The sequence below is a fragment of the Streptomyces sp. NPDC024632 genome (assembly GCF_055559175.1).
The window spans coordinates 401,744-414,876 of sequence record NZ_JBVHLD010000003.1 but is presented as its reverse complement, the minus strand read 5'-3'; the positions used below and the strand labels follow the sequence as shown (position 1 = coordinate 414,876).

Annotated in this window: 14 protein-coding genes and 1 tRNA gene; 13 read left to right on the top strand and 2 right to left on the bottom strand. The window is 72.1% G+C overall.

What is annotated here, in order from left to right; genetic code table 11:
* Positions 1-155 precede the first annotated feature (155 nt).
* The 6 genes from galE to ACZ37P_RS09215 all read left to right on the top strand — a co-directional run bounded on the left by galE (position 156) and on the right by ACZ37P_RS09215 (position 6,374).
* The gene (galE, locus tag ACZ37P_RS09240; RefSeq protein WP_355348945.1) at positions 156-1,130 is read left to right on the top strand and encodes a UDP-glucose 4-epimerase GalE; all 975 of its coding nucleotides are present in this window, start codon (positions 156-158) and stop codon (positions 1,128-1,130) included.
* Positions 1,131-1,301: 171 nt separating this feature from the next.
* Positions 1,302-2,462, top strand: a complete 1,161-nt coding sequence (gene proB / locus ACZ37P_RS09235; RefSeq protein ID WP_355348942.1) for a glutamate 5-kinase — start codon at positions 1,302-1,304, stop codon at positions 2,460-2,462.
* A 183-nt stretch (positions 2,463-2,645) separates the two neighbouring features.
* Complete coding sequence (locus tag ACZ37P_RS09230; protein ID WP_355348939.1) at positions 2,646-3,116, top strand: hypothetical protein; 471 nt, start codon at positions 2,646-2,648, stop codon at positions 3,114-3,116.
* 69 nt (positions 3,117-3,185) lie between these two features.
* The gene (locus ACZ37P_RS09225) at positions 3,186-4,481 is read left to right on the top strand and encodes a glutamate-5-semialdehyde dehydrogenase (protein WP_355348936.1); all 1,296 of its coding nucleotides are present in this window, start codon (positions 3,186-3,188) and stop codon (positions 4,479-4,481) included.
* A gap of 93 nt (positions 4,482-4,574) precedes the next feature.
* Entirely contained in the window at positions 4,575-5,009 is a 435-nt protein-coding gene (locus tag ACZ37P_RS09220; RefSeq protein ID WP_188283116.1) for an SCO2583/SCO2584 N-terminal domain-containing protein, read from the top strand.
* A gap of 66 nt (positions 5,010-5,075) precedes the next feature.
* Complete coding sequence (locus ACZ37P_RS09215; protein WP_391160330.1) at positions 5,076-6,374, top strand: SCO2583 family membrane protein; 1,299 nt, start codon at positions 5,076-5,078, stop codon at positions 6,372-6,374.
* Here ACZ37P_RS09215 and ACZ37P_RS09210 read toward each other — a convergent pair.
* Positions 6,268-7,401: a M48 family metallopeptidase gene (locus ACZ37P_RS09210; protein WP_355348930.1), complete on the bottom strand. Its 1,134-nt coding sequence runs from the start codon at positions 7,399-7,401 to the stop codon at positions 6,268-6,270. The genes ACZ37P_RS09215 and ACZ37P_RS09210 overlap by 107 nt on opposite strands.
* A 144-nt stretch (positions 7,402-7,545) precedes the next feature.
* On the opposite strand from ACZ37P_RS09210, the gene ACZ37P_RS09205 reads away from it, so the two are divergent.
* The 6 genes from ACZ37P_RS09205 (at position 7,546) to ACZ37P_RS09180 (ending at position 11,817) form a co-directional block, all read left to right on the top strand.
* Complete coding sequence (locus tag ACZ37P_RS09205; protein WP_355348984.1) at positions 7,546-7,692, top strand: hypothetical protein; 147 nt, start codon at positions 7,546-7,548, stop codon at positions 7,690-7,692.
* Positions 7,693-7,694: 2 nt separating this feature from the next.
* Positions 7,695-8,297, top strand: coding sequence for a nicotinate-nucleotide adenylyltransferase (nadD, locus tag ACZ37P_RS09200; RefSeq protein WP_355348927.1), 603 nt, complete (start codon positions 7,695-7,697; stop codon positions 8,295-8,297).
* 31 nt (positions 8,298-8,328) lie between these two features.
* The gene (locus ACZ37P_RS09195) at positions 8,329-10,323 is read left to right on the top strand and encodes an LCP family protein (RefSeq protein ID WP_467345762.1); all 1,995 of its coding nucleotides are present in this window, start codon (positions 8,329-8,331) and stop codon (positions 10,321-10,323) included.
* 188 nt (positions 10,324-10,511) lie between these two features.
* Positions 10,512-10,946 carry a ribosome silencing factor gene (rsfS, locus tag ACZ37P_RS09190; RefSeq protein WP_355348921.1) on the top strand — a complete coding sequence of 145 codons (435 nt, stop codon included), beginning with the start codon at positions 10,512-10,514 and terminating at the stop codon, positions 10,944-10,946.
* On the top strand, positions 10,943-11,596 hold the full coding sequence (locus ACZ37P_RS09185; RefSeq protein WP_467345868.1) for a histidine phosphatase family protein: 654 nt from the start codon (positions 10,943-10,945) through the stop codon (positions 11,594-11,596). Before rsfS ends, ACZ37P_RS09185 begins: the two co-directional genes overlap by 4 nt.
* 148 nt (positions 11,597-11,744) lie before the next feature.
* Positions 11,745-11,817, top strand: a tRNA-Ala gene (locus tag ACZ37P_RS09180).
* A gap of 178 nt (positions 11,818-11,995) precedes the next feature.
* Here the strand turns inward: ACZ37P_RS09180 and ACZ37P_RS09175 are convergent.
* Positions 11,996-12,280 carry a hypothetical protein gene (locus ACZ37P_RS09175; protein WP_467345761.1) on the bottom strand — a complete coding sequence of 95 codons (285 nt, stop codon included), beginning with the start codon at positions 12,278-12,280 and terminating at the stop codon, positions 11,996-11,998.
* Here ACZ37P_RS09175 and ACZ37P_RS09170 point away from each other — a divergent pair.
* Positions 12,255-13,130 (top strand): MFS transporter, encoded by an 876-nt coding sequence (locus ACZ37P_RS09170; RefSeq protein ID WP_467345760.1) that lies wholly within the window; start codon positions 12,255-12,257, stop codon positions 13,128-13,130. The two genes, ACZ37P_RS09175 and ACZ37P_RS09170, sit on opposite strands and share 26 nt — an antisense overlap.
* The last annotated feature ends 3 nt before the right edge of the window (positions 13,131-13,133 follow it).

The window sequence follows — 13,133 nt, the reverse complement described above, 5'->3', positions numbered from 1 at the left end:
CCCCTGGGATGTGAGTGTGATGAATGCCGAACCCGATGCGAAGACCCGTCCGGTTCGGACGCGGCGAGTCTAGGTGAGGGGTCCGACAGACCTTAGACCGCGTGCCGATCGAGCGCCCCTGAATTCACCGCGGCAACGCCGACTAGACTGGGGCGATGACCTGGCTGATCACCGGCGGAGCCGGATACATCGGATCGCATGTCGTCAAATCGATGGTGGACGGCGGAGAAAAGGTGGTCGTCCTCGACGACCTCACCGCCGGTGACACCGAACGGCTGCCGTCCGGAGTTCCGGTGGAGCGCGCCAGCGTCCTGGACCGGGCCGCGCTCGACCGGGTGCTGGCCGCGCACGCGGTCGAGGGCATCGTGCACATCGCCGCCCGCAAGCAGGTCGCCGAGTCCGTCGAGCGACCGCTCTTCTACTACCGGGAGAATCTGACCGGCCTTCAGACCCTGCTGGAGGCGGCGGTCGACGCGCGCGTGCGGCGCTTCGTCTTCTCCTCCTCCGCCGCGGTGTACGGCATGCCGGACGTCGAACTGGTCACCGAGGACACGCCCTGCGCGCCGATGAGCCCGTACGGCGAGAGCAAGCTCGCGGGGGAGTGGCTGATCGCCGCGGCCGGCCGGGCGCACGGCATGGCCACCGCGTCGCTGCGCTACTTCAACGTGGCGGGCACCGCCGCGCCCGAGCTGGGCGACCGCGGCGCCGCCAACATCGTCCCGCTGGTCTTCCAGCGGATCTCGCAGGGCCGCCGCCCGCTGATCTTCGGAACCGACTACCCGACGCCCGACGGCACCTGCGTGCGCGACTACGTCCACGTCCAGGACGTGGCCGGCGCGCACCTGGCCGCCGCCCGCCGCCTGACCCGCGACCCCGAGGCGTCGCTGGTGCTGAACATCGGCAGCGGCCAGGGCGTCTCGGTGGCCGAGATGGTCGACCTGATCCGCGAGGTCTCCGGTCACACTGAGCTGGAACCCGAACTGGCCCCGCGCCGCGCGGGCGACCCGGCCCGTGTCGTGGCCTCCGCCGAGGCGATCGGCAGGGAGCTGGGCTGGACCGCCCAGTACGACGTGCGCGCGATGGTCACCTCGGCCTGGGCGGCCTGGCAGCTCCAGCACCCGCCGCGGTAGCCGGTCTTCCGGACGCGATCCGGAAACGGGCCGGAGAGGGACCGGAGACGGACCGGAGAGGGAGAGGGACCGGAAACGGACCGGAGACGGCCGGGGGCCGGGGCGCGCGACGGGCACCGGCCGGAGCGCCGGTTCGGGACAGGCGTGACAGCGGCGATACGAGGGACGTACGTGACAACGGCACGGCAGGACGTGGTGGAGGCCCGCAGGGTCGTGGTCAAGGTCGGCTCGTCGTCGCTGACCACGGCCGCCGGGGGACTGGACGCCGACCGGGTGGACGCGCTCGTCGACGTCCTGGCCTCGGTCCGCGGCTCGGGCACCGGCGCGAGCGCGGGACCGGGCGGCCGGCCGGACAAGGAGATCGTCCTGGTCTCCTCCGGCGCCATCGCCGCGGGACTCGCCCCGCTCGGCCTGGCCAGCCGCCCCCGCGACCTGGCCAGGCAGCAGGCCGCCGCCAGCGTCGGCCAGGGCCTGCTCGTCGCCCGCTACACCGCCTCCTTCGCCCGGTACGGCGTCCGCGTCGGCCAGGTGCTGCTCACCTCGGACGACGTCAGCCGCCGCGCCCACTACCGCAACGCCTACCGCACCCTCGACCAGCTGCTGGCCATGGGCGCCCTCCCGGTGGTCAACGAGAACGACACCGTCGCCACCGACGAGATCCGCTTCGGCGACAACGACCGGCTCGCCGCCCTCGTCGCCCACCTCGTCCGCGCCGACCTGCTGGTCCTGCTCTCCGACGTCGACGGCCTCTACGACGGCGACCCGCGTACGCCGGGCGCGACCCTGCTCACCGAGGTCGCCGGACCCGAGGACCTGGCGGGCGTCACCATCGGCAGCGCGGGCAAGGCCGGGGTCGGCACCGGCGGCATGGTCACCAAGGTCGAGGCCGCCAGGATCGCCGCCGAGGCGGGCATCCCCGTCGTCCTCACCTCCGCCGTGCACGCCGCCGACGCGCTGGCCGGGCGCCCCACCGGCACCCACTTCCACCGCACCGGCAAACGCTCCGCCGACCGGCTGCTGTGGCTCGCGCACGCCTCCACCCCGCGCGGCGCGCTGCGGCTGGACGCCGGGGCGGTCCGCGCGGTCACCGAGCGGCACAGCTCGCTGCTGCCCGCCGGGGTCACCGCCGTGGACGGCGACTTCGTCGCGGGCGACCCCGTCGACCTGCTCGACGAGGCCGGGCACGCGGTCGCCCGCGGACTGGTCAACTTCGACGCCCGCGAACTGCCCCGGCTGCTCGGCCGCTCCACCCGCGACCTCGCCGTCGAACTCGGCCCCGCCTACGAACGCGAGGTCGTCCACCGTGACGACCTGGTACTTCTGCGCCCCTGAGCCCCCGGAACCCTTGACTCCCCGGTCAATGTCCGGGGATCTCCTCAGGACCTTGGTTCGGGCCTTCTTGCCGAAAACGCCCCCGCGGCCCGCCGGAGCCTGGTCAACTTTGATGCGGAGGAGTCGTCAGCGCTTACCGGTGCGGACGACGCTCGCGGAACGCAACCCACAGGGAGGCCGCCGGTGAGACGAGGGCGCCCAGGGCCATTGACCAGGGGTACGGGGGAACGCACGCTGGTCAGCGTCGGCAACGACATCAGTGACGACATCGACGGGGACCCCGAGCGGGAAGCGCTCCCCGCCGAACGAGCGATATCCCGGCTGTGGCACGTCACGCTCAGCGTCTCGGGCCCCGAGACCCCGCTGACCGAGGTCAGACGCGGTCTTGAGCAGCTCGCCCACGACCACCCCTTCCTGCTCACCAGCCGGTACGCCACCGACCACGCGGAGATCCGCTACTGGGAGGAGGCCCGCGACCTGCACGACGCCGCCGCCATCGCGCTGCGGCTGTGGGGCGAGCACCGCTCGACGGCGGGCCTGCCGCCCTGGGAGACCGTCGGCCTGGAAGTCATCGACCGCGCGACCTACCACCAGCGCGTCGCGGAGGGCTACGGACCGCCGCCGGCCGTCCCGGTGGGCGTACACCCGTTCTAGGGCCCGTCCCCGCGGAGCACTGTCGCGGGACCTGCCAACCGGCCGGTGGCGGGCCGGTACCCTGCTTCCATGACCCACCCGCCGCTGCCCTCGCCGCTGCCCAAGTCCCCCGTGCTGCTCGCCGCGTACCGCGCGCGGGCCGCCGCCGCGGACCTGGCCCCGCTGCCGCGGTCCGTCAAGGACGACGCCCTGCTGGCCATCGCGGACGCGCTGATCGTCCGCACCCAGGAGATCGTCGCGGCCAACGCCGAGGACGTGGCGCGGGCCCGCGCGGCCGGGACCGGCGACACCGTCGTGGACCGGCTCACCCTCACCCGTGAGCGGGTCGCGGCCATCGCCGCCGACGTCCGGCACGTGGCGGGGCTGCCCGACCCGGTCGGCGAGGTGCTGCGCGGCTCCACCCTGCCCAACGGCCTGGAGCTGCGGCAGGTCCGCGTCCCGCTCGGCGTCGTCGGCATCATCTACGAGGCCAGGCCCAACGTGACGGTCGACGCCGCCGCGCTCTGCCTGAAGTCGGGGAACGCGGTGCTGCTGCGCGGCTCCTCCTCCGCGTACGCCTCCAACACCGCTCTCATCACCGTGCTGCGCGACGCGGTCGGCGGCGCGGGACTGCCCGCCGACGCCGTCCAGCTCGTGCCCGGCGAGAGCCGCGATTCCGTCACCGAGCTGATGCGCGCCCGCGGCATGGTCGACGTGCTGATCCCGCGCGGCGGCGCCGCCCTGATCCGTACCGTCGTCGAGGGTTCGACCGTTCCGGTGATCGAGACCGGCACCGGCAACTGCCATGTGTACGTGGACGCCGAGGCGGACATCGACATGGCCGTGGAGGTGCTGATCAACTCCAAGGCACAGCGCCCCAGCGTCTGCAACTCGGCGGAGACCCTGCTGGTGCACCGCGACATCGCCGACCGCTTCCTGCCGCGCGCGCTGGACGCGCTCGCCGAGGCCGGGGTCACCGTGCACGGCGACCCGCGGGTGCAGGCGCTGGCCGAGAGCAGCGGCAGCAAGGCCACCGTCGTGCCCGCCACCGCGGAGGACTGGGAGACGGAGTATCTGTCCTACGACATCGCCGCCGGGGTCGTGGAGAGCCTGGACGCGGCCGTCGAGCACATCCGGCTGTGGTCCTCCGGCCACACCGAGGCGATCGTGACGTCCTCGCAGGCCGCCGCGCGCCGCTTCACCCAGCGGGTGGACGCCGCCGCGGTGCTGGTCAACGCCTCGACCCGGTTCACGGACGGCGGCCAGTTCGGCTTCGGCGCCGAAATCGGCATCTCGACCCAGAAACTGCACGCCCGCGGCCCCATGGGACTGCCGGAACTGACCTCCACCAAGTACGTCGTCACGGGTGACGGACACATCCGCTGACACCCGCCGACACGCGGAAGTGTCCTCCGGACGGCCCACAGACAGTCCGGATTCCCCTGCCCAAAGGACCAACTTCCGCATTACTCTGGACAGATGCCGGACGATGACGAGTTCGCCTCCGTAGTCCTCGACGAAGAATTCGTACGGTCCGCTCTGTTCCATGAGCCCTCGGCCAAGGAACGGATGCTTGCCGTCGCCGAAGGTCCCGCGCTACCGCCCGGCTGGCCGGGTCGGAATCGAGCCGGTGCTCACGCCGCTGTCCCCGAACTGGACGAAGCGGGAGTACCGGATTCCGACGACCTCTACCCGGCCGGACGGCCGTACCGCGGGAGCAGTACCCGCTGGCACCGTCCGGTGGCCTGGGCCCTGGCCGTGGTCATGGGCATAGGGGTGGTCGCCCTGACCTTCGCCGCGGTCTACCGCGGCGCGGGCGGCGCGACCCGACCACCGGTGGTCCCCCCGCCGTCCAGCGGCCCGGTCGGCACACAGAGCAGCCTGCCTCCGGTCGCCGCGAACCGGCTTCCCTGATCTCCTGTCATAAGTTGACCGGTACCAGGGCGTTTATTCGCACGCCCAGAGACTTAACCTTGTGATATGAGCGGGCCTGGAAATCCTCCTGAGGGCACGCCCGAGGGCGTCCCCGGAGGCGGTGAGGACGAGTACCGATCCGTCGTGTTCGACGAGTCGTTCGTCCGGGCTGCCCGGATCCAGGAGTTCTCCGCCCAGGAGCGGCTGGACGACGCCGACCGGGCGGTCCGCGTCCGGCACGCGCTGCCGCGCGGCCTCGCCCGGCAGGCGGTCGCCCTCATCACGCTCATCGTCGTCGCCTTCGGCTTCGCCATCTACATGGGCGTCAGGCACCCCTACAAGGGCCGCGGCCAGGACGCCACGGAACAGCTCAGGGCCACCGTCATCCCGCTGGTCCCGTCCGGCAAGGTCGCCTCGGTCTCCGCGACCGAGCCCTTCCGCGGACAGCGCGCGGAGGCGTACCGGGTCGGCGCCGAGGGCATCACGATGCCCGCGATCCACCGGATCGGCGACTACGGCGTGGGCGAGGTGACGCAGGCCTTCAGCACCGCGAAGCTCTATCTGACCGACTCGTCGATCAATCAGGAGACGGTCACCGGCGGCGATGTGAGCAGTGTCCGCGCCCTGCTCGACCCCGGACAGCTCGACCAGTTCGACAGCAGCCTGACCCGGCCGTACACCGACGGCACCCACGAGGCGACCGGCTGGCTGGTCCGCTTCGACCCGGCGGCGCGGGTGCGGCTGGTCCGGGACGGCATCCGCGTGCAGGGCACCCTGGACGCCACCGAGACCGGCGACGACGAGCTGGAGATCGCCGCGGACCACACCTTCGTCTACGCGCTGTACCGGCCGGGATTCGCCGACAACGCCGTGTCGCTGTTCACCGTGCGCCGCCAGATGCGATTCCGCTTCAGCCACGCCGACCTGCGCCAGCGCCAGATCCAGGTCGTCCAGGCCGATGTGGCGGCGGGACCGCTGGCCTGCGGCGCGGCCGTACAGAACTACTTCCGGCCGATACTGGCCGGCCAGTCGGCGCCCGGCGCGGTCGCCGGAGCCGATCCGTACCGCCACGACCGGCCGGTCGGCGCGGTCTGCGCCCCGCTGACCGACGCCACCACCGGGCAGCCGCCGGCCACCGCGAGCACGACGGCGCCGGGCGTGCGGCCGAGCAGCACGACGGCGCCGGGCGTGCTGCCGAACGCCACATGGCTGCCGCGGGGCGCCGCGGGCGCGCCCGGCGCGCCGGGAAGCCCCTCGGTCAGCCCATCCCCGGCTGCGGCTCGGACGGCGGCCCCGAGTCCTCGGGCGAGTCGCCCGAGCCTTCTGACGCCCCCGCCGCCCCGTTCGTCGAGCCCGAGCCTGTGAAGCGGTCGCGCAGCTTGCCGCCGATGTCGCCCGCCCCGGACGAGATGTCCCGGATCAGCCCCATCAGCGGGTCCTTGCTGCTCTTCACCGTATCGGCGTAATGCGTCGCGGACTCCTTGAAGGAGTCGTACACCGAGGTGTCCTTGTCCTCCTCGCGCCGCGGGTAGTGGCCGTCCATCAGCCGCTGGTAGTCCCGGCTGCCCGCCCACTTGCGCAGCTCGGCGGCGCGCACCGTGGTGAACGGGTGACTGCGCGGCAGCACGTTGAGGATCTTCAGCACCGAGTCGCGCAGATCGCCCGCCGCCTCGAACTCGTCGGCCTGCTTCAAGAACGCGTCCACGTTCATCTCGTGCAGATGGTTGCCGCCCGCGATCTTCATCAGACCGCGCATCGACGCCTGCACGTCCTGACCGACCAGCAGACCGGCGCGGTCCGCGGACAGTTCCGACTTGCGGAACCACTCGCGCAGCGCGGTGACGATCGCGAGGATCGCCAGATTGCCCAGCGGGATCCACGCCACGCGCAGCGCCAGGCTGGTGAGGAAGAGCAGTATCGTCCGGTACACCGAGTGGCCGGACAGCGCGTGGCCCACCTCGTGGCCGACGACCGCCCGCATCTCCTCCTCGTCGAGCAGCTCGACCAGGCCGGTGGTGACCACGATGATCGGCTCGTCCATGCCGATGCACATCGCGTTGGGCTGCGGGTCCTGCGTCACGTACATCGCCGGGACCTTTTCCATGTCCAGGATGTAACAGGCGTCCCGTAGCATCGCGTTGAGATGCGCGAACTGCTCGTCGCTGACCCGCACCGAGTCCGACAGGAACAGCAGCCGCAGCGACCGCTCGGGCAGCAGACCGCTGAGCGCCTTGAAGACCGTGTCGAAGCCGCTGAGCTTGCGGAGCGCCACCAGCGCGGACTTGTCGGCCGGGTGCTCGTACGCCCGCGACGAGATACCGGGGAAGCGCTTGCGGTTGCGCCCCGGCAGGTTCTTCTGACCGTCCTGCGTGTCGTTCGGTCCATTCGGCACGGACATACTGGCCCAACCCCCTGATAGCCAACCGGTACATACTCTGGACGCGCGGAGCCTGCGCGAAGTTCCCTTCCGCCCGCCCGTACGATGTGCCGAGAGTCTTCTCCCCCGTCCCCGATATCGCAAAGGGTCCCGCTGATCATGTCGTCCAACGCAGCCTCCGCCCTGACCACACTCGCCGAGGGGGGCGGCAACCACAACAGCCTCAGCCCGTACGTGACCGGCTTCGGCGCACTGGCCGCCCTGCTGCTCCTGCTGTGGATCGTGACCCGCTTCAACCGGGACTGACCATGCCGGACGCGAAGCACCGCATCGGGGTGATGGGCGGCACCTTCGACCCCATCCACCACGGTCACCTGGTCGCCGCCAGCGAGGTCGTCAGCCTCTTCCACCTCGATGAGGTGGTCTTCGTGCCGACCGGCCAGCCGTGGCAGAAGAGCGACCAGAAGGTGTCGGCCGCCGAGGACCGCTACCTGATGACGGTGATCGCCACCGCGTCCAACCCGCAGTTCTCGGTGAGCCGCAGCGACATCGACCGCGCGGGCAAGACGTACACCATCGACACCCTGCGCGATCTGCGCGCCGAGCACCCGGGCGCCGAGCTGTTCTTCATCACCGGTGCCGACGCGCTCTCCCAGATCTTCTCCTGGCGGGACGCGGAGGAACTGTTCTCTCTCGCGCACTTCATCGGGGTCACACGCCCCGGGCATACGCTGTCGGACCCGGGCTTCCCCGAGGGCGGTGTCTCGCTCGTGGAGGTCCCGGCGCTGGCGATCTCCTCCACGGACTGCCGCCAGCGGGTGGCCAAGGGGGATCCTGTCTGGTACTTGGTTCCGGACGGTGTAGTGCGCTACATCGACAAACGCGCGCTGTACCGGGACGCGACCGGGTAGCTCCGCAACGAACCACGTGAAGGGGTTCCTCGTGAACGACGCAAACCCCCGTTGGCAGCAAGCCGAGGGCGGTCCTGAGAACGAGAGAGACCCTTACGCGCAAGACCCCTACTACCAGCAGCAGCCCTACGGTTACGACCCGTACGCACAGCCCCATCCCGCGCAGCAGCAACAGGGGCAGCAGCCGCAGCAGCAGGCCGCTCAGCAGGCGCCGCCGCACGTCCCCCAGCAGCAGCCGCACCCCGGTTACCAGGACCCGTACTACGGCGACCCCTCGCAGACCTACGCCGGCCAGCAGCAGGGCTGGATCCCGCAGCAGCCCCAACAGCCGTACTACGAACAGGGACCGGGCCCCGGCGGCTACGGCCAGGGCCAGGGCCACGCGCCGGGCCAGAGCCAGGGACAGGGCCAGGGTTACGGCGCGGGGCAGCCGCAGGCGTACGACACCGGGCAGCACACCGTCTACGAGACCGGCCAGCAGCCCCCCGTGTACGACACCGGCCAGCACGCGGTCCACGACACGGGCCGGCAGCAGCCGGTCTACGACACCGGTCAACAGCAGCCCGTCTACGACACGGGCCAGCAACCGGTCTACGACACCGGCCGGCACGCCGTGTACGAGACCGGGCAGCAGCCGCCGGTGTACGAGACAGGGCAGCAGCCGCCCGTGTACGACACCGGGCAGCAGCCGGTCTTCCACGAGGAGCCCGGGACGCGGCAGGCGCCGGCCGCCGCGGGCGGGGCGAAGGGGCCCGACGGGCAGTATCTGACCGAGCAGTTCGCCTTCATCGACGAGGACTCGGAGGAGTCGGAAGAGGTCATCGACTGGCTGAAGTTCTCCGAGTCGCGCACCGAGCGCCGCGAGGAGGCCAAGCGGCGCGGCAAGAACCGCAAGGTCGGCCTGATCCTGCTGGTCGTGCTCGCGATGCTCGGCGGCGTCGGCTACCTGTGGCAGGCGGGCAAGCTGCCCGGCCTCGGCGACTCGAAGGGCCCGGCCGCGGCGGCGGGCGGCGCGCAGAAGCGCGACGTCATAGTCGTGCACCTGATGCCGGTCGACAAGGGCGCGCCCGCCACCGCGCTCCTGGTGGACAACGAGACCAAGGGCCGCGGTACGACGGTCCTGCTGCCCAACTCCCTCAACGTCACCACCGAGGACGGCACGTCGACCACCCTGGACAAGGCGGTCGGCGACGGCGTCGGCCCGACCAGGGACGCCCTCAACTCGCTGCTCGGCTCCGACATCAAGGGCACCTGGCGGCTGGACACCCCGTATCTGGAACTGCTGGTCGACTCGCTCGGCGACGTCTACGTCGACACCGACGCCGAGGTGAAGGGCACCGGCAAGGACAAGGACAAGACGCTCGTCCGGCAGGGCAAGCAGACCGAGCTGACCGGCCAGGCGGCCGTCGCGTACGCCACCTACCTCGCGCCGGGCGAGCCGCAGACCAAGCAGCTCAGCCGCTTCGGGCAGGTCATGCAGGCGCTGCTGAAGAAGATGCCCAGCGACGCGGCGTCCGCGACCAAGACCGTCCAGTCGCTGGCCCAGATCCTCGACCCGTCACTGACCGACCAGCAGCTCGGCGCGTCGCTCGCGCAGCTCGCGGAGCTGGCCAAGACCGGCGCGTACGACACGGCGATGCTGCCGGTGCAGAAGGACGGCACGCTCACCGCGAAGACCAGCGACAGCGTCGTCAAGGACATCCTCGGCGGCACGGTCAAGACCTCCGACGCGACCGCGCAGGCCCGCGTGCAGATCAAGGACGCCACCGGCGACAAGAAGTCGGGCCCGATGGCGCAGGCCGCGATCGTCAACGGCGGCACGTACACCTATGTGCCGGGCGGCACGGCGGACAAGTCCCAGGCCCTCTCGCAGATCGTCTACGGCGACGACGCGCGGCTGGCCGCGGCCAAGGACGTCGCGTCCACCCTGGGGCTGCCCGCGAGCGCGGTGAAGAAGGGCACGGTGCCGGCGACCGCGGACATCTCGGTGGTGCTCGGCAAGGACTACAAGCAGACGGGCCAGTGAGCGCCCGCCGCGGGCTCCGGTCGCCGGTGACCGAGCGTGGTGACCGGTCCGCGGCGATCGGCGCATGGTGACCGGCGCGCGGTCACCGGCCCGTGGTGACCGGCGCGCGGTGATCGAAAAGGGGTCGGGGGCTGTCCGAGGGTCGTGAGACCCTTGGGTGACCAGCCCCCGACCCGAAAGTCTCCTCAGTGACCGCCACGGACCGTTCCATCGAGCTGACCCGTACCGCCGCCCAGGCCGCGGCCGACAAGCTCGCGCACGACATCATCGCCTACGACGTCAGCGACGTCCTCTCCATCACCGACACCTTCCTGGTGGCCTCCGCGCCCAACGACCGACAGGTCAAGGCCATCGTCGACGGCATCGAGGAGACCCTGGCCAAGGAGCTGGACGCCAAGCCGGTGCGGCGCGAGGGCGAGCGGGACGGCCGCTGGGTGCTGCTCGACTACATCGACATCGTGGTGCACGTGCAGCACTCAGAGGAGCGGGTCTTCTACGCCCTGGAGCGGCTGTGGAAGGACTGCCCGGAGATCGAGCTGCCGCAGGACGCGGTCGCGACCCGCGGCAAGGGCGCCGAGCACGCCCAGGCGCAGGAGGCGCAGGACGAGGGAGACCTGAACTGAACGGGAACAAGGGCGGCCGTGGCCGCCGGATCGTGCTCTGGCGGCACGGCCAGACGGCCTGGAATCTCGAACAGCGCTTCCAGGGCAACACCGACATCGAGCTGACCGCCGAGGGCACGGCGCAGGCGCGCCGCGCCGCCCGGCTGCTCGCGGCGCTGCGGCCGGACGCGATCATCGCCTCCGACCTGCGTCGGGCCGCGGGCACCGCCGCGGAGCTTGCCGCGGTGACCCACCTGCCGGTCACGCACTACGAGGGCCTGCGCGAGACCTTCGCCGGAGCCTGGCAGGGCCTGACCCACGCCGAGATCGTCGAGCGCTACGGCGAGCAGTACGCGGCCTGGAAGCGCGGCGAGCCGGTGCGGCGCGGCGGCGGCGAGCTGGAGACCGAGGTCGCCGACCGGGCCGCCCCCGTGGTGCTGACCGCCGCCGACAAGCTCGCCGACGACGGCGTCCTCGTCGTCGTCAGCCACGGCGGCACCATCCGCACCACCATCGGACGGCTGCTCGGCCTGGAGTCCACGAGCTGGGAGTCGCTCGGCGGCCTGACGAACTGCTGCTGGTCCGTCCTCGGCGAGGGCGCCCGCGGCTGGCGTCTCCTTGAGCACAACGCGGGCACCCTGCCGGAGCCGGTCCTCGGCGACGACACCTGAGCGCGCGCCGGACCGTGCTCGCGGCGGCCTCCGGACGGCCCTCGACCGGGTCCGGGACGCGTCCGCGCGCGGCGGTGCAGCGGATTTCGTTTCCGGCGCGCTCACCGGCTATGCTTCTTCTCGTCGCCGGGGAAACCCGCGCTGACGCGGGGCTGTAGCTCAGTTGGTAGAGCGCTTGCATGGCATGCAAGAGGTCCGGGGTTCAATTCCCCGTAGCTCCACAAGGTCGAGGGCGGAGTGTGCTCGCGGATAACGCGAGTCACTCCGCCCTCTGTCGTTTCTGCCCGGCTGCGCCTCGCGCCGCGGGGGCTTCGCCACCGTGGGGTCGGCCGGGCCGGGCGCCGAGGCGGGAGTACCCGGGGACAGGGTCCACACGCGACGTACGAAGGTCCCGTTCCCTCACCGGGGGAGCGGGACCTCTGCGTTCCGGCCCTCCCGCGTGGCCTGCTCGGCCTTCTCGCGCAGGATCTCGGAGAGCGGGCGGCCGTGCTCGGGGCAGCCGACGACCGGGTCGGGGATGGCGCGCAGGCGCTCGATCCGGCGGGTGTCCTGCGCGCCGAGCGGGGTGTAGACGACGATGCGGTGCTCGGCCATGCCGTCGATGCTCAGCGAGCTGGACGACAGATTGACGGTGCCGACCGCGTGGTGCCGGAAGACCTTGACCCGCCTGCCCGGCGCGGCCACGGCTGCCGGGACCCCGGGGGCGGCGGGGGTGGTGCGGCGGGGTCTCGACCTGCCGGGCCTGGTCGTGCTCGGCGCCGCGGTGACGCTGCTCACCGTGCCGCTCGTCCTCGGGCAGGAGGAGGGCTGGCCGCTGTGGGACTGGTTCTCGCTGGGCCTGAGTGTGCTGCTCTTCGCGCTCTTCACGGTGCTCGAAGCGCGGCTCGCCCGGCGCGGCGGCGCCCCGCTGGTGTCCGCGCGTGTGCTGCGGGCGCCGGGCATGCCGCGCGCGGTGACGGTGATCTCGCTGACGATGGCGGCCAACGCGGGATTCCTCTTCGCCATCGCCCTGCACCTCCAGTCGGGCCTCGGCGACAGCGCGCTGCGCACCGGTCTGACCTTCGCGACCTGCGCGGTCACGTTCGGCGCCGTCGGCCTCAACTGGCGTCGGCTGCCGGTGTCCTGGCGGCCGTGGCTCGCCCCGGCGGGCCTGCTGGTCGCGGCCGGGTCCTTCGCGGGCCTCGGGCTCGCGCTGCGCGGCGGCGGCCACGGCGGGGCGCTGCTCTACGGCAGGCTGCTGCCCCTGGGCGCCGGACTCGGCCTCGCCTTCAGCCCGACGCTCACCCTGGCGCTCGGCAAGGTCGCGCCGCGCGACGCGGCGGAGGCCAGCGGCCTGCTCGCCACCGTCACCCAGCTCGGCCAGCTCCTCGGCGTCGCCACCCTCGGCACGCTCTACCTCAACCGGCTCGACCTGCCCGGCGCCCACCCCTCGGCCCACGCCTACGCCGTGACGTCGGCGGCCATGGCGGCGGTGTCGTCGGTCGGCGCCGTGGTCGCGGTCGAGTGGCGGCGGAGCGGGCGGCGCCGGGCCTGAGGC

Bases quoted from the DNA above. Each gene is read 5' to 3' on its own strand.
- ACZ37P_RS09205 (WP_355348984.1), top strand. From the start codon at position 7,546: ATGTCGTCCAACGCAGCCTCCGCCCTGACCACACTCGCCGAGGGGGGC.
- galE (WP_355348945.1), top strand. From the start codon at position 156: ATGACCTGGCTGATCACCGGCGGAGCCGGATACATCGGATCGCATGTC.
- ACZ37P_RS09215 (WP_391160330.1), top strand. From the start codon at position 5,076: ATGAGCGGGCCTGGAAATCCTCCTGAGGGCACGCCCGAGGGCGTCCCC.
- ACZ37P_RS09225 (WP_355348936.1), top strand. From the start codon at position 3,186: ATGACCCACCCGCCGCTGCCCTCGCCGCTGCCCAAGTCCCCCGTGCTG.
- nadD (WP_355348927.1), top strand. From the start codon at position 7,695: ATGCCGGACGCGAAGCACCGCATCGGGGTGATGGGCGGCACCTTCGAC.
- ACZ37P_RS09220 (WP_188283116.1), top strand. From the start codon at position 4,575: ATGCCGGACGATGACGAGTTCGCCTCCGTAGTCCTCGACGAAGAATTC.